The organism is Saccharibacillus kuerlensis DSM 22868, from assembly GCF_000378145.1.
GTDB classification, from domain to species: domain Bacteria; phylum Bacillota; class Bacilli; order Paenibacillales; family Paenibacillaceae; genus Saccharibacillus; species Saccharibacillus kuerlensis.
Window position 1 is genome coordinate 1 of the sequence record NZ_KB899292.1, and the last position, 25,961, is coordinate 25,961.

Annotated in this window: 27 protein-coding genes; 13 read left to right on the forward strand and 14 right to left on the reverse strand. The window is 53.6% G+C overall.

What is annotated here, in order from left to right:
• Nucleotides 1-667, forward strand: a 667-nt coding sequence (locus F456_RS24555) for a hypothetical protein (protein WP_211223573.1), incomplete at its 5' end; no start/stop codon positions are given.
• Between the two features lie 287 nt (nt 668-954).
• Here F456_RS24555 and F456_RS0115020 read toward each other — a convergent pair.
• The 5 genes from F456_RS0115020 to nirB all read right to left on the reverse strand — a co-directional run bounded on the left by F456_RS0115020 (nt 955) and on the right by nirB (nt 5,627).
• Complete coding sequence (locus F456_RS0115020) at nt 955-1,449, reverse strand: DinB family protein (RefSeq protein WP_018977870.1); 495 nt, start codon at nt 1,447-1,449, stop codon at nt 955-957.
• A 274-nt stretch (nt 1,450-1,723) separates the two neighbouring features.
• Nucleotides 1,724-2,488: a uroporphyrinogen-III C-methyltransferase gene (cobA, locus tag F456_RS0115030; RefSeq protein WP_018977872.1), complete on the reverse strand. Its 765-nt coding sequence runs from the start codon at nt 2,486-2,488 to the stop codon at nt 1,724-1,726.
• Nucleotides 2,485-2,634: a hypothetical protein gene (locus F456_RS24355; RefSeq protein WP_018977873.1), complete on the reverse strand. Its 150-nt coding sequence runs from the start codon at nt 2,632-2,634 to the stop codon at nt 2,485-2,487. Before F456_RS24355 ends, cobA begins: the two co-directional genes overlap by 4 nt.
• Before the next feature lie 114 nt (nt 2,635-2,748).
• Entirely contained in the window at nt 2,749-3,120 is a 372-nt protein-coding gene (gene nirD / locus F456_RS0115040; RefSeq protein ID WP_018977874.1) for a nitrite reductase small subunit NirD, read from the reverse strand.
• The gene (gene nirB, locus F456_RS0115045) at nt 3,117-5,627 is read right to left on the reverse strand and encodes a nitrite reductase large subunit NirB (protein WP_018977875.1); all 2,511 of its coding nucleotides are present in this window, start codon (nt 5,625-5,627) and stop codon (nt 3,117-3,119) included. The genes nirD and nirB overlap by 4 nt, the downstream gene beginning before the upstream one ends.
• Nucleotides 5,628-6,004: 377 nt before the next feature.
• On the opposite strand from nirB, the gene F456_RS0115050 reads away from it, so the two are divergent.
• The 5 genes from F456_RS0115050 (at nt 6,005) to F456_RS0115070 (ending at nt 9,242) form a co-directional block, all read left to right on the forward strand.
• The gene (locus F456_RS0115050; protein ID WP_018977876.1) at nt 6,005-6,601 is read left to right on the forward strand and encodes an ANTAR domain-containing response regulator; all 597 of its coding nucleotides are present in this window, start codon (nt 6,005-6,007) and stop codon (nt 6,599-6,601) included.
• Nucleotides 6,602-6,614: 13 nt separating this feature from the next.
• The gene (locus tag F456_RS22735) at nt 6,615-7,766 is read left to right on the forward strand and encodes an anthranilate phosphoribosyltransferase (protein WP_018977877.1); all 1,152 of its coding nucleotides are present in this window, start codon (nt 6,615-6,617) and stop codon (nt 7,764-7,766) included.
• 141 nt (nt 7,767-7,907) lie between these two features.
• Nucleotides 7,908-8,222 (forward strand): ArsR/SmtB family transcription factor, encoded by a 315-nt coding sequence (locus F456_RS0115060; RefSeq protein ID WP_026293909.1) that lies wholly within the window; start codon nt 7,908-7,910, stop codon nt 8,220-8,222.
• A gap of 78 nt (nt 8,223-8,300) precedes the next feature.
• Nucleotides 8,301-8,729, forward strand: coding sequence for a DMT family transporter (locus F456_RS0115065; RefSeq protein WP_018977879.1), 429 nt, complete (start codon nt 8,301-8,303; stop codon nt 8,727-8,729).
• 12 nt (nt 8,730-8,741) lie between these two features.
• Nucleotides 8,742-9,242 (forward strand): DMT family transporter, encoded by a 501-nt coding sequence (locus F456_RS0115070; protein ID WP_018977880.1) that lies wholly within the window; start codon nt 8,742-8,744, stop codon nt 9,240-9,242.
• Nucleotides 9,243-9,415: 173 nt separating this feature from the next.
• Here F456_RS0115070 and F456_RS22740 read toward each other — a convergent pair whose 3' ends face one another.
• Nucleotides 9,416-10,156: an SMI1/KNR4 family protein gene (locus tag F456_RS22740; RefSeq protein ID WP_018977881.1), complete on the reverse strand. Its 741-nt coding sequence runs from the start codon at nt 10,154-10,156 to the stop codon at nt 9,416-9,418.
• Nucleotides 10,157-10,474: 318 nt separating this feature from the next.
• Here F456_RS22740 and F456_RS0115080 point away from each other — a divergent pair, with 318 nt between their 5' ends.
• The 4 genes from F456_RS0115080 to F456_RS0115095 are packed head-to-tail and all read left to right on the forward strand — an operon-like array spanning nt 10,475 to nt 14,799.
• Entirely contained in the window at nt 10,475-11,545 is a 1,071-nt protein-coding gene (locus F456_RS0115080; protein ID WP_018977882.1) for a D-alanine--D-alanine ligase family protein, read from the forward strand.
• A complete protein-coding gene (gene alr, locus F456_RS0115085) occupies nt 11,542-12,840 on the forward strand; it encodes an alanine racemase (RefSeq protein WP_018977883.1) in 1,299 nt (432 codons plus the stop codon). Before F456_RS0115080 ends, alr begins: the two co-directional genes overlap by 4 nt.
• A complete protein-coding gene (locus F456_RS22745) occupies nt 12,807-13,508 on the forward strand; it encodes a D-alanyl-D-alanine carboxypeptidase family protein (RefSeq protein WP_018977884.1) in 702 nt (233 codons plus the stop codon). Before alr ends, F456_RS22745 begins: the two co-directional genes overlap by 34 nt.
• Nucleotides 13,498-14,799, forward strand: a complete 1,302-nt coding sequence (locus tag F456_RS0115095) for an acyltransferase family protein (protein ID WP_018977885.1) — start codon at nt 13,498-13,500, stop codon at nt 14,797-14,799. Before F456_RS22745 ends, F456_RS0115095 begins: the two co-directional genes overlap by 11 nt.
• A gap of 111 nt (nt 14,800-14,910) precedes the next feature.
• On the opposite strand, the gene F456_RS0115100 is transcribed toward F456_RS0115095, so the two are convergent.
• A complete protein-coding gene (locus F456_RS0115100) occupies nt 14,911-15,903 on the reverse strand; it encodes a potassium channel family protein (protein ID WP_018977886.1) in 993 nt (330 codons plus the stop codon).
• 127 nt (nt 15,904-16,030) lie between these two features.
• Entirely contained in the window at nt 16,031-17,203 is a 1,173-nt protein-coding gene (locus F456_RS0115110; RefSeq protein ID WP_018977888.1) for an AbrB family transcriptional regulator, read from the reverse strand.
• A 162-nt stretch (nt 17,204-17,365) separates the two neighbouring features.
• Here F456_RS0115110 and F456_RS0115115 point away from each other — a divergent pair, with 162 nt between their 5' ends.
• Entirely contained in the window at nt 17,366-17,779 is a 414-nt protein-coding gene (locus F456_RS0115115) for a VOC family protein (protein WP_018977889.1), read from the forward strand.
• 66 nt (nt 17,780-17,845) lie between these two features.
• Entirely contained in the window at nt 17,846-18,457 is a 612-nt protein-coding gene (locus F456_RS0115120) for a TetR/AcrR family transcriptional regulator (protein WP_018977890.1), read from the forward strand.
• Nucleotides 18,458-18,736: 279 nt separating this feature from the next.
• Here F456_RS0115120 and F456_RS0115125 read toward each other — a convergent pair whose 3' ends face one another.
• The 3 genes from F456_RS0115125 to F456_RS0115135 all read right to left on the reverse strand — a co-directional run bounded on the left by F456_RS0115125 (nt 18,737) and on the right by F456_RS0115135 (nt 20,638).
• Nucleotides 18,737-19,159, reverse strand: a complete 423-nt coding sequence (locus F456_RS0115125; RefSeq protein WP_018977891.1) for a MerR family transcriptional regulator — start codon at nt 19,157-19,159, stop codon at nt 18,737-18,739.
• Between the two features lie 65 nt (nt 19,160-19,224).
• Nucleotides 19,225-19,947, reverse strand: a complete 723-nt coding sequence (locus F456_RS0115130; RefSeq protein ID WP_018977892.1) for an SDR family NAD(P)-dependent oxidoreductase — start codon at nt 19,945-19,947, stop codon at nt 19,225-19,227.
• Nucleotides 19,948-20,188: 241 nt separating this feature from the next.
• Nucleotides 20,189-20,638, reverse strand: a complete 450-nt coding sequence (locus tag F456_RS0115135) for an SRPBCC family protein (RefSeq protein WP_018977893.1) — start codon at nt 20,636-20,638, stop codon at nt 20,189-20,191.
• Nucleotides 20,639-20,820: 182 nt separating this feature from the next.
• On the opposite strand from F456_RS0115135, the gene F456_RS22750 reads away from it, so the two are divergent.
• Nucleotides 20,821-21,714, forward strand: coding sequence for a helix-turn-helix domain-containing protein (locus F456_RS22750; RefSeq protein ID WP_018977894.1), 894 nt, complete (start codon nt 20,821-20,823; stop codon nt 21,712-21,714).
• 5 nt (nt 21,715-21,719) lie between these two features.
• Here the strand turns inward: F456_RS22750 and F456_RS0115145 are convergent, their stop codons facing one another.
• The 3 genes from F456_RS0115145 to F456_RS0115155 are packed head-to-tail and all read right to left on the reverse strand — an operon-like array spanning nt 21,720 to nt 25,489.
• The gene (locus F456_RS0115145; RefSeq protein WP_018977895.1) at nt 21,720-23,495 is read right to left on the reverse strand and encodes an ABC transporter ATP-binding protein; all 1,776 of its coding nucleotides are present in this window, start codon (nt 23,493-23,495) and stop codon (nt 21,720-21,722) included.
• Between the two features lie 35 nt (nt 23,496-23,530).
• Nucleotides 23,531-24,121, reverse strand: coding sequence for a TetR/AcrR family transcriptional regulator (locus F456_RS0115150; RefSeq protein ID WP_018977896.1), 591 nt, complete (start codon nt 24,119-24,121; stop codon nt 23,531-23,533).
• 15 nt (nt 24,122-24,136) lie between these two features.
• Entirely contained in the window at nt 24,137-25,489 is a 1,353-nt protein-coding gene (locus F456_RS0115155) for an MATE family efflux transporter (protein WP_018977897.1), read from the reverse strand.
• Between the last annotated feature and the right edge of the window lie 472 nt (nt 25,490-25,961).

The window sequence follows — 25,961 nt, forward strand, 5'->3', positions numbered from 1 at the left end:
CAGCAGCACGCTGCGAAGGGCGAAGCCAAAGGCAGCACGCAGCAGCACGCTGCGAAGGGCGAAGCCAAAGGCAGCACGCAGCAGCACGCTGCGAAAGGCGAAGCCAGAGAAAGCACGCAGCAGAGCGCTGCGAAGGGCGAAGCCAAAGGCAGCGGGCAGCAGCACGCTGCGAAAGGCGAAGCTAGAGAAAGCACGCGCTCAAATGGGCGTGCAAGGCAGAGCGCCGCAAGCAAGGCTGCGGCGCAGGGTTCTCAAGCGCCGGCGGCGAATGCCAGCGCAGGCAAAAGCCGTCCGACCGGTCAACAGAGCCGGTCAAACGGCAGAACCACCGGCAGCCAGGCCGCCGGCGAAGCGGGCAAGGACCGCCCGGCGCCGAAGCCGCACAACGGCTCACGTGCCGGTGCGGACGGCAAGCGCGGACGGACCGGCGGCGGACGGCCGCAGCCGGGTACCGCTGCATCGGCCCGCTACTCGGCCAACCGCAAGTGGACCGACGGCCAGTGGGCCGCCGAAACGCTGTTCCGCGCCAGTCACGGTCTGTCTGGCGACAAGGCTTAAGGAACGAATTCCCCTTGTTTATCGCATGGAATCAAGCCGAAGCGGCAGCAGCCGCTTTGGGCCTGATTTCCGCTTGAACAATTGGAGCATTTCGTTTGAAGCGCGGTGAAATGCCGCGCTTTTCATAATGTCCGCTTCCAGGAGTTTAATTCCTCCTTTGTATGGAAGCATCAAAAAGACCGCTTAAACCGTTCAACGACGGTAAAGCGGTCTTTTTGGCATTCTTACGTGAGGATTAACGGCCCCTGCCGATTCTCACTTCTATTTATGTTTTATCTCGTGTCGAATCTTATGGTTTTATCTCATGTTGGATCTTATGCTTTTATCTCATAAGTGGACCTTATATTTTTACCTGATGATTCTCTTCTCTTCTATTCTCTTAACTTCAGCAGCCTCTTACATGTACAGCATCGAAAAGTGAAGCTCATGCCCAAGCTGTTTCAAATAGTTGTACAACTGCGAACGATGATGGAACAGATGGGTCAGCGTTTCGATCTGCCATTGGATCTGCGTGTGTTCCTGTCCCGGTTCGGCGTAGAATGCTTTGGTGGAACGGTTCATCAGATCGTCCAGGTGAAGTGAAAGTATGTATTCTTTGTATAGATCAAAGCTTTCTCGCAGAGCGGCGGCAAGCCGTTCGGGATCCAGTTCTTCATTCAGGCTCCCTTCGATTCCGCCCACTTCTTCGGCTCCGGCTTCCTGCATGATCGCAAGGTCGCTTCGCGGTACAAGTACAAAATGTCTCACAAGCTCCGGCAGCGAACGCATATTGTCCTGGGGACGATACTCCCAATCTTCCGGCCGGATACGTCGAATCAGTGCCTCACCGGTGCGTACTCCCGTTTCCAATTCGTGCAGCAGATGATCGCGGATTTGCAGAGCTTCGTTCATGATTCCATCTCCTCTTTTAATCGTTTTAACATCGTAATCTGACTATATGACTGCGTTCCGGTGAATCCATTATCGAAGAGCGGCTTTTCGAAGCTGTACAGCCGTCATTCGCGAACAGCCCTCCTCTCTTTCCAACCAGGCACATTCAGCTTTCATCTCCAAGATATCCGGAAGATGGGTCAACGGCAAGGGACCAAAGCTGCGCTTCTTTTGACCCTCCGCAGCTCGAAAAAGCCCGCTAACGGATAGATGTTCCGTTAACGAGCCTTCATGTTCAAACAATACCCCGATGCTCCATGACGATAGGCTGCAGCATTTCCCGAATCCCGACCGTGTCGCCGATCAGCAGCATAGCTGGATTATCAACTTTCATTGCGACGGCCAGCCGGGCGATACTGCCAAGCGTTCCGGTCACGACCCGCTCCGATGGCATTGTCGCATTTTCGATCAGCGCAGCTGGCGTATCGGCAGAGCGACCGTGCCGGATCAACTCGCCACTGATTTCCTCCAGCTTCGAGACGCCCATATAGATCGCCAGCGTGTCGGCACCACAGGCAAGCAGGTCCCAGCGTACCGACGCATCAGCTTCTCCACAGCGGCTGCCGGTAACAACGGCGAATGACGCGGCCGTTCCCCGGTGGGTTAGCGGGATACCGGCCGAAGCCGACGCACCGGCCGCCGATGTCACACCGGGTACCACCTCGAACGGAATACCCGCTCGGGCGGCGGCCAGCGCTTCTTCGCCGCCCCGGCCGAATATGAACGGATCGCCGCCCTTCAGCCGGACCACATGATGACCTACCTTGGCGTAATCGACGATCAGCCTGTCAATCTCCTCCTGCGTCAGCGCATGACGGCCGGGCGCTTTGCCGCAGTAGATCTTCAGCGTACCCGGCGCACAATAATTCAGCAGCTCATCGCTTACGAGACGGTCGTACAGCACGACATCCGCCTTCTCCAGACGCCGAAGCGCTTTGACGGTAATCAGTTCGGGATCGCCGGGTCCTGCGCCGACGATCGAAATTCGGCCCCGGCTCATAGGCTGCTCTCCGGCACGGCCGAATCGATTCGTTCTGTACGCTCGGTACGTTCGCTATAGGCGGCGGGAGAGAGCAGCTCCGTGACGAATAATGGAACAGTATCAATCATCGTTTGCGTGACTCCGCCCAGTTTGACGCAATCCATAGGTATCCCTCGCTTTCGAATGTGAAAAGGCCCGGCGTCCGTACCTTATCGGCATCATGTACTCTGTACGCCAACAGGCATTAAGCGATCATGTTTTTTACGCAGTAATAGGTTTCACGCAATGTGACTATCCGACTCGGCGCTGCCGCTTCCTTCTGCAGCAGTGTTCAATGTCAGAAAAATGGTTCCGTCCTCCGCCACCAATGTATCGAACGTTTCGATACATCCTTTATCGGGATCGAGAGCCTCTCCGCTGCGCAGATCGATACGCCAATCATGCAGCGGGCAGTGAACCACCGGTCCGCATACCATTCCTTCGGACAATAAGCCGCCTTTGTGCGGACAGCGGTTCTCCACCGCCAGCACTTCGTCGTCCGACAAACGGAACAGCGCAATTTCCAGACCATTGATATTCAAGCGGCGCGAACCCAGAGGATCGATATCGCTCAATTTGCCGACGCGTACTTGTTCTGCTGCTTGGCTCATGCGGATTCCTCCTTTTTCTGTCCGTCCATTCCGGCCGAATTGTCCTGACCGCTCTGCTCCCCTGGAGTCGATACAAGCTGCGCCACCGGCAGATGCTCGAAGTTTTTACGCAGTTCCGGTTCGCTGACAATTTCCTTCCATGGATCGACTGTCTGATCCAGCGTATCGCGCAGACGAGCTTGCAGTGCTTTGCGTTCTTCTTCGTCACTCAGCACTTCCTTGATATGTTCAAGACCGACACGTTCTACCCACGGAGCAGTACGCTCGTTCCAGGTTGCATTTTCCCGATAATATTGAAGGAATGCGCTCGCCCACTGTTCGACTTCATCGTCCGTTTTGACAAAACCAAGCAGATCGGTTGCACGGACATGGATACCGGCATTGCCGCCGACATGCAGTTCCCACCCGCCGTCGACCGCTACGACACCGAAGTCTTTGACCGTGGCTTCCGCGCAGTTCCGCGGGCAGCCGGATACGGCAAGCTTGACCTTAGCCGGTGCGCTCATCCGTTCGAATGCCTTCTCCAGACGGACGCCCATGCCCATTGCATCCTGCGTGCCGAAGCGGCAGAAGGTGGAGCCCACACAGGTTTTGACCGTGCGCAGCGATTTGCCGTAGCCGTGACCGGAAGGCATATCCAGCGCTTCCCAGACACCCGGCAGATCTTCTTTCTTGACGCCGAGCAGATCCAGCCGCTGTCCGCCGGTGAACTTGACCAACGGCACGTCGAACTTCTCTGCGACCTCAGCGATCCGCTTCAGTTCGGTCGGTGATGTAACGCCGCCATAGATGCGGGGGATGACCGAATACGTCCCGTCTTTTTGGATGTTGGCGTGATAACGTTCGTTTGTGAAGCGGGATTCCTTCTCGTCCTTGTACTCTGCCGGCCACAGCATGCCCAAGTAATAGTTGAGAGACGGACGGCATTTGGAACAGCCTTCGTCGTTGTTCCATTCTAGGACGTTCATGACTTCCTTGACCGTCTTCAGCCCCATCCGCTTGATCTCGGCGACGATCTCGTCGCGGCTGTGCGTTGTACAGCCGCAGATGCCTTCCTTGACCGTTACGGCAGCATCGCCGGCATACAGCTGAAGCAGCCCTTCCACCAGCGGTTTGCAGCCGCCGCAGGAAGCGGAAGCTTTTGTACAGCCTTTGATCTGTCCAAGGCTGTTGCAGCCGCCGTCGATCGCCTGGACGATATCGCCTTTGGATACACCATTGCAGCCGCAGACGATCTCATCAGCCGGCATACTTTCGAGCCTAGCCGCCGATCCACCGCCGCCTCCGGAAGAGAGTGCATCGGCGGACAAACCGAGCAGCAGTTCCTTTTCCCGTCCGGCGATGCTTTCTCCGCTCTTGATCATCGCGAAGAGCGAAGCGCCTTCTGACGTTTCACCAAACAGCACGGCGCCGATCAGGCGGTCGTTCAGCACGACAAGCTTTTTGTACACGCCTTCGATCTCGTCCTGATAGCTAAGCGCCCGTGCTCCTTCCGGTTCGACGAAGACACCACCGGAGAACACATCGACGCCCGATACTTTCAGCTTGGTCGAAGTGACCGAGCCGGCATAGCCTTCAACCGGTACGCCAGCAAGATTCTTGGCCAGCACGGCACCCTGTTCATACAGCGGCGCTACCAGTCCGTAAGCAATACCCCGGTGCTGCGCACATTCGCCTACCGCGTACACACCCGGCAGATTCGTACGCATATGATCGTCGACCACGATGCCGCGTTCTACGACAAGGCCGCTGCGCTGCGCTAGAGCTACATTCGGGCGAATGCCGACAGCCATAACGACCAGGTCTGCTTCAAGCATGCTGCCGTCCTTGAACAGGAGTCCTTTGGCCCGCTGTTTGCCGAGCACCGCTTCCGTCTGCTTTTTGAGCAGGAACTTCATCCCCTGGTTCTCCAGCTCTTTCTGAAGCATAATTGAAGCGGGACGATCAAGCTGACGCTCCATTAAGTATTCGTTGATATGAATGACGGTTACGTCCATTCCCAAGTTCAGCAGGCCGCGTGCCGCTTCCAGTCCGAGCAGACCGCCGCCGATTACCGCTGCTTTCTTGTGCGTCCTTGACGCTTCCTGCATCGCCTGACAGTCTTTAATGTCGCGGAAGCCGATCACGCCTTCTTTGTCCGCACCGGGAATCGGCAGGATGAAGGCGTTCGAGCCCGTAGCGAGAATCAATTCGTCGTACTCTTCCTCAATGCCGCCTTCGGCGTACACCCGACGGGTTTCGCTGTCGATCCTGGTAATTGCTTGACCCAGGTGAAGTGTGATTCGGTTATCCCGATACCAGTCCAAATCGTTGATCACAATCTCTTCCATGCTCGCTCCGCCGGCCAGAACTGACGACAGCATGATTCGGTTATAGTTCGGATGCGGTTCCGCTCCGAATATTGTAATGTCATACATGTCCGGCGCCAACTTGAGCAGATGCTCGATCGTACGTACACCGGCCATGCCGTTCCCGACGAGCACCAGTTTTTTGCGTTTGTTTGTCATATGAAGTCGCTCCTTCCAGAGAGGGAAATCGGAATTTGGACAGACGGGAAAACACAAACAGCCCGCTTCACCCGCCCCGGAAAACAGTACCGTTTCCCGTTGACGTATAAGGTGAAAGCAGGCGCCATTGCCGCTTCAATCGGACACATCATTGTATCCGCATCAATGAATTCTTGAGTTCGACTATAACGGATTTTGATTATCACGTCAACAATTTTGACATACATTTTTTGAAATTTTAAAATAGTCGACAATGAGACAGCTTTCGTGTTATAAAAAGTAACACATAGAAAATTGGAAGTATTTGCAGCCTTATCGGTTTTACCGACTGCGCGACTTCCTGCCAGAAAGGATTCTGAACATAAGGAGCGTCGTTCATGCACAGCTTATTGATCGTGCACCATTCTTCCGATCCGTCGTATGACCCCGCTTCGGACAAGCAAAGTCCCGTCCGATCGCTCAGCGAATGCGGCTATCTGATCCAGTTAGCAGGCACGCGCGAAGAAGCATTCGAGCTTGTCGGAGAAGCCGACGCGGCCGTGCTCGCTCTTCCCATTACAGAAATGAACGGCTGGGCGGATCTGCTGACGTCCCGCAAGACCGTCCCTACCCTCTGGTGGTGCACGTCGGAGACCGCCAATTTGTCCGTATCCGCGTGTGAAGACGATGTACGGATCGACGGTATTCTGTCTCCTCATATGCAGCCGTCCGAAGTGCACTGGATTTTGCATTTCAGCGCCAGACGCTGTTACGAACGGGTACAGTGGACCAAAGAACGGGAAAAGCTGCTTGCCCGGCTCGAAGAGCGCAAATGGATCGATATGGCCAAGGGCATTCTGTCGAAGAGCAAAAACATATCCGAATCCGAAGCCTACGACCTGCTGCGCAAGCAGGCCATGAATGAACGCAAGCGCATGGTCGATGTCGCCACGTCAATCGTCAAGGTCTATCAACTGCTGCATGAACAATCCTGAGGAGGCTTTCCATATGATCGATTTGTTGAAAGAAGTCGCCCGCGGCAAACGCGGAGCTCGCGACTTGAACTATGGAGAATCGCTGGAAGCCGCGGAAAATATACTCGGCGGTCGGTCCACTCCCGCGCAGACCGGGGCTTTTCTGATCGCCGAGCGGCTGAAGCTGGAGAGCGCCGAGGAATTGGAAGCTTTCGTGTCCGTGCTGCGCAGACACTCTTATCGGGAATGCCGCAGACCCGGCATCGACTTTGCAGGGCCCTACGACGGCCGGCAGAAGACGTTCTGGGCGTCGCTGCCGACCGCTTTTGTCGTTGCGGCAGCGGGCGTACCGGTTACGCTGCACGGTTCCGCCCCGCTTCCGCCCAAATACGGCATCGTGCTGCACGATATTCTGCGCGCGATCGGCATCGATCCGCTGAGGCTGAGCCGGGCGGATGCGATTGCAGCGGCGGACGCGAGCGCGGCAGTGAATGCAGGCGCAGATGCGAATGTAGCGATTGCAAGTAGAGGCGCAACAGCCCATCATGCAGGAGGAGGCGTGTTATTCGCTGATTCCGCCAAATGGTGTCCGCCGCTTGGACGTCTGCATGACATTCGAGAAGAATTAGGCATGCGCACCCTGCTGAACACAGCAGAGAAGCTCGTCGATTATGCCTGTTCCCCATACCTTGTACTGAGCGTGTTCCACAATACGGTGATCGATCGTCTAGCCCGGCTTGTGAGCCGGCTCGGCTATCGTAAAGCGCTGATCGTTCAGGGCGCCGAAGGCTCTGAAGATGTATTCATCCATCGACCGACGCGAATTCATACGGTCGAAGAAGGCCGATGCGAACTGGACCTCCTCGATCCGGAAATGTACGGACTGGATACGGAGCTTCCGGAAGAAGACGAGCCTTGGACCGCACGCCGCCAAGTCGAAACGCTTGAAGACGTGCTGCAGGGCGGCGGACATATGGCCTACTATAATCAGACGCTGCTTAACGCGGCAGTAAGGCTGCATCTGGCGGGTGCGGTCGGTTCGATCGAAGAAGGCATTTATACGGCCAAGCCGCTGCTCGACAATGGGGCGGCGCAGAACGTTTACGCACGGTGGAAAAGCGTCCTGCTTGAAGCGGCTCCGGCGGGAGACGCCGGAAAGCGCCAAGTCGAAGCGCGAAACGGATAACAGCCGAACACAAAAACATGGCCTTCTCTCCCGGAGAAGGCCATGTTTTTGCACTCTATTCGGCATTTGAGCGATGCAGCAATGCTCTCGATTGTCTTTCAAGCTTGACATATCGAGAATTCTCGATATACAATGCCAAGTATGAAAACTATCGATATGTTCAAAGCGTTATCCAACGAGACCCGGCTTCAGATTCTCAATTGGTTGAAAGAACCGGACAAGCATTTTCCCGCGCAAGGTGCGCACATCCCAAAGGGAGTGAATTTCGCAGGCGGCGTGTGCGTAGGCGATATTCAGGAAAAGGCGGGCGTATCGCAGTCCACCGTATCCAGCTATTTGAACATGATGCAAAAGGCGGGCCTGCTTGAGTCGTTTCGATATGGACAATGGACATATTATCGGCGAAACGAAGCCGCGATCCGGCAGTTGGCCGAGCATATAAGAACGGAACTCTAGTTTTCAAAGAGTCCGTTTTTATTTTGGAGTCTATATCGATTTTTCTAGATATTTAATTATTGAGAAAAGGGGTCTATCATGCGTTACATCTATTATTTATTGGCTCTGATGGCCGGCGCCGCTTTAAGCTTCGAAGGCGCCATTTATGCCGAACTCGGCAAATCGGTCGGACAGATCGAAACGAGCTTTTACAACTTTTTGATGGGAACCGTCATTATGGGCCTGCTGCTGCTGTTTTTCGGAAAAGGAGACCTGCCGCACGTACTGAAAGCGCCCAAATGGTCGCTGCTCGGCGGTGTGCTGGGCGTCGTTTATCTGACTTCTATCGTGGTCAGCGTTCCATTTGTTGGTGTAGGTACGACCATGGTCGCCGTCATTATCGGACAGATGATCATGAGTATGGTCATCGAACACTACGGCTGGCTGGGCAGCGAACGGACAGGCGTTAACAAAGAAAAAGTGCTTGCGGTGCTATCCATGACCGTTGCGCTGTTATTAATTAACTAGGAGGCTCGCAGTATGGGATTATTTATGATTTTGTTCACCCTGATCGGCGGCATTACGCTCAGTGCGCAGTCTTCGATCAACGGCGCCCTCAGCCGCAAAGCGGGTACGCTGGAGACAACCTTTCTGACTTTCCTGACAGGAACGCTGTTTCTCGTAATTCTGATTCTCTTTTTTGGACAGGGCGATGTATTGGGTCTGCTGAACGCACCCAAATGGCAGCTTAGCGCCGCTTTCCTCGGGACGGCTTACCTGCTGCTGACCGTTATGGCCGTGCCAAAGATCGGCGTAATCGCGGCGAATATCGCCGGCATCGCCGGACAGCTCGTTATCGGCATAATCATCGACCACTTTGGCTGGTTCAACAGCCTGCATATCGAGCTGGATTGGAAAAGAATGCTGGCGCTAGTGTTCATGGTGATTTCACTGTATCTGATCTACAAAGGCAACAAGCGGTCGGCGGAAGCCAAAGCGAAGCCAACAGGTGGAGAGAGAATTTTAGTGCAGGAACAATAGTGTTGCATTGGAAATTAATAAAATGCAGCTAAAATTTGATTCTTTTTCTCAATCTCAACATGCGACCGGAACGAATTTCTTTCCCAGCGTTTGAGTGTCCATAGCGAATAAGACTTTCTCAACAGCCTGAGCGGAACCCTTGAATAAAGGGTTCCGCTTTTTTCATCCCCGTCTTATCGTCCGTCGGCTTCATCTTCCCCACCGAACAGCACAGCCTTCATCTCGCGGAACGAATCGGCAATTTGACGCATATGCGGCTCTACCTTTTCTCGAATGGAGATGCCTTCCGGGCCAAGGTCGACGAGGTAATCGTGCAGCATCCAGACGACCGGACAGTCATCGTCTGCGCCGCGCCGTTCCAGATCGAAACAGATCGGTCCCTGCCCGTCTTCACCGATCGCAAACGGCAGATAGCCCGCTTCAATCAGCCGGCCCCAATCTTGAGCCGCGTTGGCCTCCACCCCGGACAACCGCAGCTCCGTCGTAAGCGTCGGCAGCGAGAACGACATGCAGCCGCCGGTATAGCCGCCTTCTCCGTCCGCCATTCCGGCAGAGGTCCAGCTCACCAGATGATAAGCCTGAAGAACGGCGCGAAATGCAGGCGAAAACTTTGCATTCAGCCGCGATTCCAGCTCTCCGATTTCTTCGTCCGCAATTGTCGAAGGAACCGGCTTCCAGAATTTCCACTCCCCATCCTCCTCACCCCGCAGCTCCTCCGGTACTTCGCGCTCGGAATCGAGCATATCGGCCGGAATATTATCCTCCACGTCGTAAAACAGCATGTCAAACTTTCCGTCCCGGAAACGCGCGTCGATCCGCTTCCGGATATCTTCGACATCCACATGCATACGCGTTGGATCTGCAGAGTTCAAATCCGCAGTGTATCCGTCGTGTTCCTTAGTGTGTTCGCTCATTCTGCTGCCCTCTCCTTTTCAGGCGCCGGTCCGCCAGAAGTCAGCAGCCCGTTCGCCGTTTGTCGTCTTTCTCAAACTGTAGCAGAGCAGGGCCCTCTGGGAAAGGAGGGGCTGCGAAGCCGGACAAAATTTTGGATAAGCGATATATTTCGGATCAATACCATGTCTTTCATGTACTGCGGCGCAGGGAACTGTCCATCCGCTCTCACTCTCTGTCTACCGATAGCTGAATCACAAATTACGCGGCGAAGCCGTTCACATATACAAAACTCTTCGTTAGGCCGCAGAACCCGACTTTGAAAAAGGAGCTGAACACCTATGATCGTTTACGTGCTGTATGGAGGCCAATCGCCGGAACACGAAGTGTCGCTGAAAACGGCGGCAACGGTGATGCATGCACTGGATACGCAAAAACACGAGGTATATCCGATTTATATTTCCCGCGAAGGCCTGTGGACCGGATTGGGAAGGATGCCGGAAGAAGGACTGGCTGCGGAGCAGCTGACACCGGCATCCCGTCATGCCGACGCGGCATCGTCGCTGGGCGAGGTTCTGGCGGTCGAGTTCGGACGAACCGGCGAGAAAGTCGTACTGCCGCTGCTGCACGGCGCGAATGGCGAAGACGGCACGGTGCAGGGTCTGCTGGAACTGCTGGATATTCCGTATGTCGGCAACGGCATTTTGTCCGCAGCCATGACGCTGGACAAAGACGTGACCCATCGGCTTGCCGGACTTGCCGGTATCCGCCAGACCGCGTACGAAGTCGTCACTCGCCGCCAATGGGACGAAGACCGTACAGGCGTCCTGCGCCGCCTGGAAAATCGCGGTCTGCTTCCCGGCTACGTCAAGCCGGCCACGCTTGGCTCTTCGATCGGCATCAGCCGCTGCGAAAATTCGGCCGAACTGGAAGCCGGCATCGACGAAGCGCTGCGGTACGACGTCAAGCTCGTCGTCGAGCGCGAAGTAATCGGCCGCGAGATTCAGGTTGCGGTCATGGGCAACGACCGCCCCAAAGCCTCGCTGCCGGGCGAATTTCTGCACGGCGTGAAATTTTTCGATTTTCGCGCCAAATACGCCGACCCTAAGCTCCGCATGTCAGTTCCAGCGGAGATTCCGGCGGCAGCCGCCGCAGAGATCCGCGAATCGGCGATCCGAGCCTATGAGGCGCTCTGCTGCTGCGGGTTGGCGCGGGTCGATTTTTTCCTCGGCGAAGACGGATTGGTGTACTTGAACGAGATCAATGCGCTGCCCGGCTTCACCGGCACCAGCATGTATCCCGTCATGTGGGAGCGGACGGACGGAACGAGCTACGCCGCCTTGATCGAAAAGCTGATGGACTATGCGCTGGAGCGCCGCCATACCCAGAAGTCCGTCAGCAGCGTGCGATGAGCGCCGTCTACCGAGATACCCGGGCCGAAATCGATACAGGAGCGATCGAACGCAATTTGTCGAAGATCCGCCGCCGCTTCCCGGCTTCGGTCCGGCTGATGGCAGTCGTCAAAGCGAACGGTTATGGACATGGCGCCCTGGAGAGCGCAAGGGCTGCGGAAGCGGCCGGTGCCGACATGTTGGGCACCGCACTGCTTGAGGAAGCGGTTCGGCTGCGCGAAGACGGCATCACCCTGCCAATTCTCGTGCTGATGCCTGTCCCGCCGCAGTATGCGGAACTTGCGGCTGCTCTGGATATCCGGCTTACCGTTACGGAAGCCGAGTGGTTCGAACGGCGAGAGGAATTCCGGCTGCAGCGTAAACCAAGCGATATGAGCGGCTTGGACGACGTAAACGCGGCGAACGACACGGTCGCTGCAAAGCGTACGGGTCATTTAAACAACGCGAACGGCAGCCAAACTGCCGCGGACGACGGTCCTCCGCTTCGTGTGCACATCAAGCTGGATACCGGACTCGGCCGGATTGGGCTCCGAAACCAGGAAGAATGGAACCGGCTTCTTCCATGGCTGAAGCGCAGCGACATTGTCACAGAAGGGATATTCACCCATTTCGCCACGGCGGGTTGGGCGGACACCTCCTTCGTGCGGCTGCAGTATGAACGCTTTCTGACCATGACGGAATGGGCACATTCGTCAGGGATCTACCCTACCCTTGTACATTGCTGCGGGAGCGCGTCAGCGCTGCGATTTCCGGATATGGCACTCGATATGATCCGGATCGGTGCCGCGGCTTACGGGTTCTATCCGGCAGCGCTCGCGCCGCAGTGGGAGCTGGAGCCGGCACTTACACTGCGCAGCGCACTGATTCAGGCCAAAAAAGTCGGCGCAGGAGATACGATCGGTTACGACCGGGCCTATAAGGCGCGGGGCGAGGAATGGATCGGCACGGTACCGATTGGCTATGCCGACGGCTGGTCGCAGATCATGCAACACGGCGAAGTGCTGGTCGGCGGCAGACGCACCCCGATCGTCGGACGGATCGGCATGGACCAGCTGACGATCCGTCTTCCCGGTCCATGCCGGGCGGGCGATCCCGTGATCTTGATCGGCAGCCAGGGCGGCGAGCATATCTTCTGTGCGGAAGCAGCTTCCCGCGCGGGCATCGTTCCGCAGGAGATCACCGCTTCGCTGACGGAACGGGTACCGAGAAGCCTGCGAAAAGACCAGAAGAACGAAGGATTATCGAAGGAGGAAGAACTAACATGGAAAATCAAACAGGATACTTTCCGCAGCTAAACGCAAAACGAGCAGAAGCGCATCAAGCGGATCGCCTGCCGAACAAGCCAGTAGTCGATCCGGTTCCAGTGCTCGTCAACCGTGACCATCCCGTGTCCGAAAACGCCGCGGATACGGAAAGCCGGCTGGCCTTTGTCGGCTCCTGCCCGGGCATCCGGGTACTAGACGATCGTATCCGGCTTGACACGCTTTGTCTGGAACGGCTGAACGCGCTGCTGGAAGCTGTGAACGGCAAAAACGATATCGTCATAGTCAGCGGCTATCGCGATCTGGCCGAACAGACAGAGATTTATTCATCTTCGCTGCGGGATAACGGATCGGAGTATACCGCCAAGTTCGTAGCTCTGCCAGGCTGCAGCGAGCACCATACGGGGCTTGCCGTGGATGTTGGCTCGGCCGCCGGAGGGCTCAACTTTATCGCGCCGGATTTTCCCGACGAAGGCGTATGCGGAGCATTCAAAGCAAGAGCCGCCGAATTCGGCTTCGTTCAGCGCTATAAAGCGCACAAGGAGCATCTGACCGGCATCTCCTGCGAGCCGTGGCATTTCCGCTATGTCGGAGCGTCCCACGCCGCACTTATGGAAGAGCACGATCTATGTTTGGAAGAATACACAGAACGGCTGCGGCACACCGAGGAGCAGAACGGAGCGGATTTCCATGGGAAGTAACTTTGCCGGGAATCGCCGTGACGGAATTGCCGGAACTCCATCCCGAACGATCGGGGGAACGGACTGGCTAAAATTTATCGCCGCGCTGCTCGTCATTGCCAATCATACGTCTCCGCTGGCCAGCATCAGCTCCGAAGCCGATTTTCTGGTTGCCGGACTGATTTCGAGAGTGGCCGTGCCCATTTTCTTTATCGGTGCCGGATTTTTTCTGTTCCGCAAATTTACCGACGATTCGTCCGCGAACGTCTCTGCCGTTATTCGCTATACGAACAAAATTGTGCTGCTGTACGGATTATCGATTCTGATCTATCTGCCGCTCAACGTTTACAAGGGAGATTTCAAAGAAGGTGTCGATGTCGTTTCTGGGCTGCGGGACATCGTGCTGGATGGCACCTTTTATCATCTTTGGTTTTTCCCAGCGCTCTGGATCGGCATCTGGCTGATCTACTTCCTGAGCCGTCTGCCTTCTCTCTTCTGGAGCTGGACGGCCGCTATCCTTCTGTATGCGATCGGCCTGCTCGGCGACAGCTATTACGGATTTGCTGTTGGCACTCTTCATCTGCAGCCTCTCTACGATACGCTGTATCAGTGGATGGATTACACGCGTAACGGATTTTTCTTTGCCCCGCTGCCCGTTCTGATGGGGGCAGTGCTGGCCCGCCGAACAGGAGCAGCCGCAGGAGCTCCTCGCGCAGAGGATGACCTCACACTCGCTACACCAGCCCTGCAGCCGATCTTTACAGCGCAGCCGGACGACTCGGATTCCGTCGCGGCGCAGGATGCCGAACCCGGTTCGGGCGCTATTTCGTCACAGAACTCACGCCGGGGAACGCTGTCGTCCCCCTCCGGACGCGCCGCGAATTTCCGCCTTGGTGCTGCGGCGATTCTCGCGCTCGCCCTGCTAATCGCCGAAGGTCTATGGATTCGCAGCCTGGATCTGCCCCGACACGACAGCATGTATTTATTTTCTGTGCCGGCTGCTTTTCTGCTGTTCCTTTGGTCGACGACCTGGAATGTCCGCGGGTCCAAACGGCTGCGTGCATGGAGAACCTGGGTCTATATTCTGCATCCTCTGGCAATTGTTGTTGTCCGCGGCGTCGCCAAAGTCATAAACGGCGAAAAGCTGCTGATCGCCAGCAGCCCCGGTCACTACGCTGCTGTTTGTCTGCTTACGGTCGTCTTTTCCGCTTTTGCGGCCGCCGGTATGAACCGGGTCAAAAAATGGCGCCGTACGCACGAAAAAGAACGCGGAGAAAACCCCTCTTCCGCGCCTTCCCGCCGCTCGCCCTGACCCTCGATCCCATTTAACAGATCGGCGGAGCGGCTTCAATGGATAAACTGTAGATGCTGCTGGAACGACATCCGTATAGACTTTGCTCGCCTGTCCGCTTCAGTCCGCCTGCTAATTCTTCGGCCATTTTCGGGCACTCATTTGCAGAATACCCAACAATTTTTGCCGACGGTCGATAGATGGCTTCAGAGCCTGTTCAAAAGCTTCGTCCGATTGTACCGGAATGCCTTGTTCCCGCAAAACGGTCAACCTTGGCGCATCAGGCTTTTGGGAAGCTTTGTGCGGATGACCGGCCCCCAGTGCACTGACATAATTATCGATACTGGAACGCGTCTCTTTCAAGATCAGCTTATTTATGAGATCCGAAGACCGTACGCCAAACTGCAGAAGTGACACTATATCGTCGAGAACGGCAACGGCGACACCGCCGGATTGCTCTATCCTTTCGCTATGATAATAATGCAGAATCGGATAGGCATGATGTTGGGAAGTAAGACTGCTCAATTGGGACGCGCAATCATGCAGCAGCAAATCCATATCATGAAAATCGCTGCCGTTCCAAGCCTCCGAAAGAATTTCCTCTGCACTTCGCCCCATACCGAAAACGTTTTGTGCAAAGGCGCGCTTTTGTGCAGCCGCGCTTAAAACGGAAATTAAGTAGGTAACCGCCAGCGTAATGGACAGCATACCGGTTGCGGTCGTCGCAATGGTTGCCATCTCCCAGCGTGTACCATTAGGTATAATACTGCCGTTGCCCAGCGTAAAAAGCGCATAGGCGGAAAAGTAAAACCGTTCTCCCCACGAAGCGACGGTGTCTGTTCGCGTGTCGATCAACGAATGAGGATCCGATGCAAAAACAAGCGTCCAACCTACCCAGAACAATCCGATCCAAGTCAACACGGTAAGCGATAAAATGATCGGCCCTGCCAAGCTCAGCATTTGGGGGCGTCTACCAAACAACGCACGAAATCCTTTCCATGCCACGGCCGACAAGCGCATGGTCACGGGACCTGTGCCGCCTTCTACCCACAGCGTGCTCCACACAAAATCGATCAATCCGATTCCAAGCAAAATAAATCCTGCTACCGCATACCATTCATTCATTTTTCCCCTCCGTTCGAAAAGTGAGCAGCCGCAAGCGTCTGCTGTTCCTGTCGCTCTTCAAGTGTGCCGCTGCCGCTGTATAAGCAGGCGTATAGAAATCCCAAATCTCCTCATCCTCGTACCTCCCTCAGTCATCCCAGTCCCGCTCGTCCGCACGGTCGCGCAGAGGAAGCGGCTTTTTGCCGATGTGAGCATTTGCTCCGGCCCCCTGCTCTCTGCGATCCGTGTATCGAAACAACATCCGCAGCAGCGGTGGGATCGCGAAAAAAATGAAAAAGGTTCGGAACAGCTGATATCCCGATACAATCGACAGATCGGCTCCGATCGAGTGGGCGATGATCCCCATCTGATCCATGCCGCCCGGCGCCAGGCTGAGCAGCGAAGTCGCCGCCGATATGGGTTCCAGTTCGGTCAGCAGTATGCTTAATCCGATCGAACCGACCAGCAGCAGGGTACCGCTCAGCAGTGCCAACGAGAACGTTCGTACTTTGTGCTGAATCTGCGCCGGCTTCAGCAGCATGCCGACATATGTGCCGATCGCCAGCTGTGCGGCATCGGTCAGGCCGATCGGCAGCGGCGGTGCATGGAAGCCGCTTGCCTGAAGCAGCGCCGTACCGAATGCCGGGCCCAGCAGGAAGGCGGTCGGGAATCGAACCTTTTTCCCCAGAATCGCAAGTCCGATGCAGAGCGGCGCATACACCAGAATATTTGGAAACAGCCCGCTCCACGGCACTTTCGCCGAAGCCGTGACCTGCGCCGCTTCATTCGCATGCTGCCCAAACAGCGGACTGTGAATCAACAGCGGAATAAGAACGATGATCAGCAGCAGGCGCATCACCTGATTGACCGTCACAAGCGTCAAATCTGCCCCCTTGGTCTCTTCCGCCAGAATCAGCACCTGTGACAATCCGCCCGGTACGCTGCTGAGCAGCGACGTCTTGAAGTCGGCTCCGGACAGTCGGCCGATCATATACGCGATGCCGGCGCATAGCAGCAGAAGCAGAAAGGTCATCAGGATCATATAAGGTACTTGAGTCCCCATATGACGCAGTGCTTCGCCCGTCATGGCCAGCCCGATGGTATAGCCGACAATGATCATTCCCCCGTTGCGGATCTTGGAAGGCCAAGCATAGCGTCCCTTGAGCAGATTGGATGCGATCAGCGACGCGGTCATCGGTCCCAGCAGCCACGGTACGGGCAGACTCAGCAGATGGAACAATCCGGCTCCCGCGAGCGAAATCAGCAGAGCGGTTCCGGTTCGTAGCCATAAGCCGCTTTTGAGCGGTTTTTCCGTTTCCATTGGACATTCCTCTTTTCCATACAGCATCAAGCGCTCGACGAAAAAAGCCTATTTTTTATTATACCCCTCTCTTCTTTTTTGAATGAAGATCGCATATTTTCATTTACATACATACAGTATGTATGTTACGGTTCAACTAATCCAGCCGAAAGGGGTTTTGTTATGCAAACATCAAGCTTTTATCCGGTCATTTTAACGGATCAGGTTGAAGTTACAGCGGCCTTTTACATGGAGAATTTCGGATTTCACAAAGCATTTCAAGCGGATTGGTATGTGAGCTTAAAAATGTCCGGCAGCGCAGTTCCTTTCGAATTGGCTGTTCTTGACGCGGCTCATCCAACTATCCCCGAAGCTTACCGGACAAAGACAACAGGGTTGATTCTCAATTTTGAAGTACACGATGTAGATGCCGAGTATGAACGCTTGATACGGGGAGCCGGCCTTCCTCTCGAACTCGAAATCCGCAGCGAAGACTTCGGACAGCGGCATTTCATGACTTCTGATCCCAACGGGATTCTTATTGATGTCATTACCGTTATCCCTCCAAGCGAAGCTTTTAACGATCAATATTTTTAAGCATTCACATATTTTTAAGCATTCATATAGAAGACATTTGAAAAAAGAATGGAGAACCGATCAATTGTGAGAAGAAGTACGGCCGAGACGAAGGAAACAATCCGCAAACTGATAGACGTAGCCAGAACCCACTTTACAGAGTACGGTTATGCGAGTACGGCACTGGAATCAATCGTACATGAAGCGGGCTTGACGCGAGGAGCGGTGTATCATCATTTTCGCAGCAAAAAAGAATTGTTCCGGGCCGTATTGGAAGAGGTTCAACGCGAGGTGGCTCAACAAGTGGAGACCGAAGCTTCGAGAAGCAAAGATTCTTGGCAGCAGCTCCTGGACGGCTGCCGCGCTTTCGTTACGGCAGCGATCGAGGAACGAAACAGACGAATCATGCTGATCGACGGACCGGCGGTAGTCGGCTGGGATACGTGGAGGGCGATGGATAACGATCATTCCATGCGATTATTGAGGGAACAGCTGAGCATGATGCAGGAGAACGGATATTTGCAAAAGGTTCCTCTTGATGCGCTGACGCATTTTCTGTCGGGCGGTTTGAACGAGACGGCTCTTCGACTTGCGAACGAATCTGCACAGCCGGAGGCTCTTGCCGACGCGATGAACGTCCTCTCTTTATTTTTCGAAGGATTCCGACACACTCCGAACCGATCTGCCGACCCTTCCTGAACCAAAAAACAACAGGGCTCCCTATGGGAGCTCTCAGGCTGTCGGGAAGGTCCTATATGTAAATCAAATCAAAAGCTGCGGGAGAAATTCGTTTCGGTCGCGTGTTGAAATCGGGAAAAGTGATCAAATGTTATGAGATTTTCTCGATTTCAAAGGCGAGCACTATCGTTCCTACACTGAATTTCCCCCTCCGCTCCTTCGCTTTTCTTTGATGCGGACTTTCTCAACACATTGAGGGCTCCCTATGGGAGCCCTGCTGTTTTTTTGATGATTCGCCGTTCATTTATATGACAAAAAGTCGCATCCAGGATCGTCAAGAGACGAATTCGACAACAGTTTGTCGTAATGATCCTTTTTATAATCCAGCGCTTTCCTCACGTTTTGCAGCCGTTCAATCTCTTCATTAATGTTCCGGTAGCACTTTTCCAAAATCTTTTTGCGCTCGGGAATGGTACCGTCGCCCCGGTCGGTCAGCATCCGAAACTGCTTCATCTCTTCCAGCGTCATGCCGATCGACTTAAGCTTCATTAGAAAAAGGATACCTTGAACCTGGTCGGCCGTATAGAAGCGATGGCCGTTCGACCTGCGCTCGGCGGGCGGCAGCAGCTCGATACGTTCGTAATATCTCAGCGTATCCTCACTTAAACCCGTCAGCTCCGCCGCTTCGCGGATCGTCAGCGGTTTGTCCGAAATCTCAATCATGGATCAACACTCCTTCGCGCATCCGCGTCGCCGGCGGACGATTCGGGTTTATAGGGAATCCAATCTTACCAGGGAATCTCGCCGTTCTCGTCAAAGAAACGTCCGGAAGGGCCGTCCTCACCGATCAAGGCAAGCTTCGCTACCGTGCCGGCAGAATGCGGAACGGTTCGCGTTCCGCTGTGCCCGTTCAGGTCGGTCGCGGTATATCCGGGATCGACGGCATTAATCTTGAGCGGGGTTCCTGCGAATTCTTTGGCAAACATAACGGTGACAGCGTTCAGCGCCGTTTTGGAACTGTTGTAATCCAGCGGATTGGTCCCATAATGCTCATGGGTCGGATCGCTGTTGAAAGTCAGGGATCCCAGCCCGCTGGACACGTTCACGATTCGACCCAGCGGCGCCTTTCTCAGCAGCGGCAGCATCGCCTGGATAATCTGGATCGGGCCGAATACGTTAACTTCGTACACACGGCGGATGTCCTCGATGTTCTGCTCGCTTGGGACGTTGCCTCCTGCGCTAATTCCGGCATTGTTGATCAATACATCTAGGGAAGGGGTTAGCGCTGCGATTGCTTCAGCCGCAGACGCAATTGTGGATGGATTTGCGACATCAATCGAAATATACTCGGCCTCAATGTCCTCCTCCCGCAGCCTGCGAACCGCTTCCTGTCCGTTCACTTCACTGCGTGCTCCCAAAAAAACAAAGTAGCCCTGCTTGCCAAGCTGTCTTGCCGTTTCGTAACCGATCCCTTTGTTGGCGCCTGTAATGAAAACCGTCTGCTTTTGCATGATCGTTCATCTCCTCGGAATCGTATTTAGCGGCCGCTTAAGACAAGCCTACTACTTGGAGCATACTCCAAGTCAACATGGTTTCCAAAAAATAAACAGGAAATTTTTGACGGAGCTGTCCTCTTTCGTTCTACACCCTGAGCATATGTATTTCTTCAGTCAGCATAAAAAAGCAGGAAGAGGCATTTTTCCATGCGCCTTCCCGCTTTTTTCATTTCCCATTACTTCGACGTTCCTCTGTCTACCAGCCGAAATCCAATGTCTTGCCCGTCTCGCACCATGTCTTGATCGAGCTCAGCACCATTGGCCAAGCGCCGGCAGCATTGCCGAAGCCCGGATGGTTCTCCGTCCACTCGTCGTTGACCAATGTGACTTTGGTGCAGCTTCCCACCTGTTCCAATTCAAAGGTCACCCGCGTGCGCAGCTCGGCATGATTCTCATAATAGGACGGTCCCGGATGTTCGGAATAGCTGAGTCTGCGGCCGGGTTGGGCAGCCAGAATACCTCCGTACACGTGCACAGTCGCCTCTCCTTCACTGCCCGGTCCTACATATTCGAACGGTGCGCCAACCTCCAGCGTCGACTTTAATTCCGAACCGAAAAAAGCAGCTCTTGTTCCCTCCGGCGACGTCATGGCTTCCCATACTTTTTCCGGCGATGCATTCACATAAACGATCTGTTCCAGCTTCATGTTCACATTCCTCCCGCATTGTATTTGGAAGACAGACACAGCGATTTTGACCCTCGCCGCCGGTACTCTTCCGTGCTACAATCAGCTTATAACAGGGAACATGCATTCGCCTAGTAAAAACGCGACAGGAACTCTGCAGGCTGCATTCTGGATACATACTCGTTACATACAGGAGGCCGGATATGACGCGAGACTATGGATTTTCTGCACAAGGAACTCACCTCGAAAACGATGCTCAGCCGGTATATGCTGCTCGTTCACCTTTTTACGATTCATCGGAACCGTCGCTCGGCGTAATGAACTTCTCTACTGGAAGGCAGCATTTCCAACTGCTGCGTTACGATCCCGCTTCGGAATTGTCCGACTTCGTACGCCATTATTGGACCGTGGAATGGGATCTGACGGGTACCGACTCTCATGTGCAGGAGGTCGTACCCAATCCCTGCGTCAACCTGGTCATCGAGCGTGGACGCACAGGCTGCTTTACGCCTTCAACTGCAAGATTTTCCAAGTCTCTCTCTGGCAAAGGTAAAGTGTTCGGCGTCAAATTCCGGCCCGGCGGCTTTTATCCCTTTCTCCGCGAACCGCTCTCTCCGCTCGCCGGACTTCCGATTCCTGTTGAACGGATTATCACCGCAGCCGGATCGGAATTGGAGCAGGCTGTACATACGCAGTGCAGCGGAGATTTGGTCCATATGCTGGACACCCTGCTGCTGGCCGCGAACCCCCGGATCGACGCCGAGACGAGGCTGCTGCACGAGATGACTGCTCGAATCGCAGAAGATCGGGAACTCACGAAAGTCGTTCAGTTATGCGAATGCTTCGGCCTTGAAAAGCGTACGCTTCAACGATTGTTCAACTGCCGCGTCGGCTTAAGTCCCAAATGGGTCATCCGGCTGCACCGCCTGCAGGAGGCAGCCCACCTGCTGGATCAAAGCCGCGAGGCCGGTCGACGCCCCTCTTTGCTGCAGCTTTCACACGAACTCGGTTACTATGATCAGACGCATTTTATCAAGGACTTTAAAACGGTCGTCGGCGTGACGCCGGAGGCGTATGTGCTGGGTTCGCAGGCTTGAGACGCTCAGCCGCGGTTCTGCCGGAACTGCTTTTTTGTCCATTCCCCATAAGACGGATGGGTGGCGAGCAGTTCTTCATGCCTTCCTGCGCCTGTAATCTCTCCATACTCCAACACGACAATCTGATCGGCGTTCGTGATGGTCGAAAGACGATGCGCGATGACGACGGTCGTGCAATCCTTCATCAAATATTCTAAAGCTTTCTGCACTTCGTATTCAGAATCGCTGTCCAGACTCGCGGTGGCTTCGTCCAGCAGTAGAATGTCCGGCTTGCGCAGCAGAGCCCGTGCAATCGCAATGCGCTGCTTCTGTCCACCTGACAGACGAATACCTCTTTCACCAACTTCCGTATCGTAACCGTTGGGCAGCGAAGCGATGAAATGATGGGCGTATGCCTGTTTGCTCGCCTCAATGATTTCTTCTTCGGTGACTTCGTCCGTACGTCCGTACACAATGTTCTCTCGAATCGTTCCATGGACCAGCGGACTTTCTTGGGATACGTAACCGATCTTGCTTCGGAACGAGGTGATGTCAAAATCGTCGATTGGCCGTTCACCGTAGGTAATCAGTCCTCGAGCAGGCAAATAGAACCGTTCAATCAGCGAAAACACAGTCGTCTTACCGCTGCCGCTGGGACCGACCAACGCAGTGACCTGCCCGGCACGCAGCGATAAATTGATCTTTTTCAAAATCGGTTCTTTGTGAGAGTAGGCGAACTCAACATCATGAAACGCCAGATCGAGCCGTTTGTCCGGCATCGGAAGCCCTCTGCCTTCCTGCTCGTCTTCAGCCTCCGCTTCCAGGATAGGCTTGAGTCGATCTGCCGCTCCGGACACCTTCTTCAGATTGGAGTAGAAGGTCGCGAACGTATTGATTGGAAGAATAATCTGAAACAAAAGCAGCACAAAAGATACAAGCACTCCTGTACTCAAATCGCCGGATGATACCCGCATGCCGCCATACGCGACAACAGCTGTAAGCAGCACGATCATGATCAAGGACATCAGTGGAGTCAGGAACGCATAAATCTTCGATTCCTTCATGCTAAGCTCGAACAGATTGTCCACTTTTTCGAAGCCGTTTTTTTCTTCCCGCTTTTCGGCATTCGAGGATTTCACCAGCCGGATTTCTCCAATAACCTGAGTCAGTACAGAAGCGAACTGCGCCAACTGTTCGTACATCATCATCGAAATTTTGTACATTTTATTACCGATTGGCATAATGATAGCTGCGCCCAGCGGAGCGGCAAGCAGAACGACAAGCGTTAAACGCCAGTCTAACCAGAAAAGAATCGCCAACGCTCCGATTACCGTGAGCAGGTTGGAGAAAAAGGTAATTAAATGTTCGGTAATCAGCGTACGGATTTCGTCCGTATCTCTGCTGATGCGGCTCATCACATCTGCCGATCGATACCGATCAAAGAAGTGAACCGGCAGAGACAGCGTTTTGCCCCACAACTGCTTGCGAAGCAGGGTAACCGTTTGGTTGCCCGCATAAGCCAGCATGTAATAGGAGATACCTGAAGTCAGGGCTTCCAGAATAAAAACGCCTACCAGAAGCGCGATCAGACCTCCATGGATTCCTCCTGTTGTAAATTGATCGATAAAATTTCCTGTCATTACCGGCCAAACCAAGCCTGTCAATGAAGAAATGATGCTCAGCAGCGCGGCGACACCCAACATTTTTTTGGGCATGCCGATTGACATAATAAGGTTGTATACGTGGCGAATGGTCGATCTGTTTACACGTCCAATCGACTCTTTTTCAAATTCAGCTTCCATTGCTTATATCTCCTTCATAACTTCCGTTTAATGACTCAGCGAACTTTTATGCCGTTAAGCAGGACATGAACGGCCTTATAGTAAAGCTGCCGCGGTTCTCCAGACGAATACCTGGACATTTCGTCCAATCCTTCGAACAAGGCTTCCAAAATGACGGCCAGCATATGGGGATCGCCTTGAGCCAGCTCTCCCTTGGCCATATACTTTTCGAACATCTTTCTGCCGGATTCGATATGTCCGGCAATGTAAGCCTCTATGCCATCTTTTACTTCGCTGTTGTTCCATTCTTCATTCAGAAACTCATCTGCCGCTTTCGTTAACGGAAAATTCAAGTCACTATGCAGCAGATGTTCGGCCAACGCCGTTAACGTTTCTTCAATTGTCGCGTACTGCTCAACTTTGCTTTCCCACTGCTCATTGAATTCTCGCTCCCATTCCTTGAGCAGATAAATAAACAAACCTTCTTTATTGGTGAAATGATAATAAACATTACCTTTGCTGCCCCCTGCAAGCTTTACAATGTCTTCAACCGAAGTTCCTTTATACCCCTTCTGTGCAAAAAGAGCCTTTGCCGCTTCGGCAAATTTTTTTTTGGTTTCTTCGCTCTGAATTTGCTTTTTACTCACTGAATCCGCTCCTTATCAATTCTCACGCAGCAGACTTGTACGAACAAAATATTTGTTGTAGTAGAGATAAATCGTCACTACGACGATACCTTCGGACAAAGGAACAGCAGACCATACGCCTTGAATTCCAAAGAACGACGGCAGGACCGCAAGGAAGATCAGCATCAAGATAATTTCACGGGCTGCGGTTACCCAGATCGCCATTTTGACATGATTGATCGATTGGAAATAAGTCATCATGACGAAGTTCACGCCAATAAACAAATACGCCAGCGAGAAGACTTTAAGACCGGTTACGGCAAGATCCGTCACTTCGGCCGGGAAGTCGCCGAAAATGCCGACAATCGGCGCGGCCCAGAACTGAATAACGAGCAGCAGTCCGACCCCGATTCCGAGAGCGGTCTTAATCGCAATCCGTACCGTCTGACGCTTGCGCTCTTCCTGCTGTGCACCGTGATAGTAACTGATTAGAGGCTGAATGGCCGAACCCAATCCCAAGAAAGCCATCAGCATGACACCGTGCAGATAATTTAATGTAGAGAAAGCCGCAACTCCCGCCGTACCGGCCAAATTCTCCAACACCACGTTATGAGCCACCGTAAAGACCGACATGCCCACTTCCGCGATAAAGCTTGGGAAACCGATCAAAAAGATAGCCCACAGCATTTTTTTGTTCCATTTGAATTTCCGGAATTTGAGATACGTATTTTTTTTGAAGAAATGAGCGGACAGGACCAATAATCCGACAAATGCCGCAGACATCGTTCCGATCGCAACCCCCTGCACACCCGCATCCAATACATACAAAGCAATAGAGTTGAATACCACGTTGGACAATGCAAAAGCAATCTGTGCAGCCATCGCCAAATTAGGATTTCCGTCGTTCCGAACAAAAATGCTGAGTGCACTTTCGACCGTAATAATAAATCCGAACAGCAGCATAATCTGCAAATAAGCAAATGCATGAGGATAAGTTTCTTCATTGGCGCCAAGCGCATACACCAGAGGTTCTTTGAATAGATAAGCTGTAATTCCGATAAAGAGAGTTGCTACAAAAATGACCGTCAGCGACTGGGAGAAGATCTGCTTGGCTTTCGTATAATCTTTCTCTCCCATTGCCTGAGAGTACAAGGTCGCACCGCCGATTCCGATCCACAGTGACATTGCCGCAAACAGCGTATAAGCTGGTCCGGCAATTCCGACTCCCGCCAAAGCGACAGCGCCCAGTTTGTTGCCAACCATGATTCCGTCGATGATAAAGTTGGCACCCATAATCAGCATGCCCAGCAGCGAAGGAATTAAATATTTCAGAAAGGCACGTCCTACAGATAAACTTTCCAGCGAGTTTACATTTTTTATCTCTTGCATGATGGTTTCGATCTCCTTTAGATAGCTGATTTAGACAGCTTTCTCGTATACTGAATGAACGTTCAGTATACATCCTAACAGATCTTTTTGATTGTTGCTACTTTGTCGTGAAAAGTTCAAAGGAAAAACTTCAAAAATAAAAAAAGGCCCGGCGAAGGCTGTCTTATATTCCAGCACATTTATCGTACACTTGCTGTTAGATTCTTTGAATCCTTATAGGCTCTATACCACTTCACATTTTTTAATTTGTCGTTTCTTCATCTTTGATCTCTTCCTTATCCTTGGTTACAATGTACTGCGTACAATGATCTTACAAACGTTTTGACAAATCATCGGCTTGCTTTCATATGATCAGGTGCATTTTATTAAAGTTTTTAAAGCAGTCGTCGGCGCGTCAGGCGTACGTATACGCCCAACACGCCGACGTTTGACGCCGGATTTTTCGATGCCCGTCGTTGCTTGCTCCCGGCCT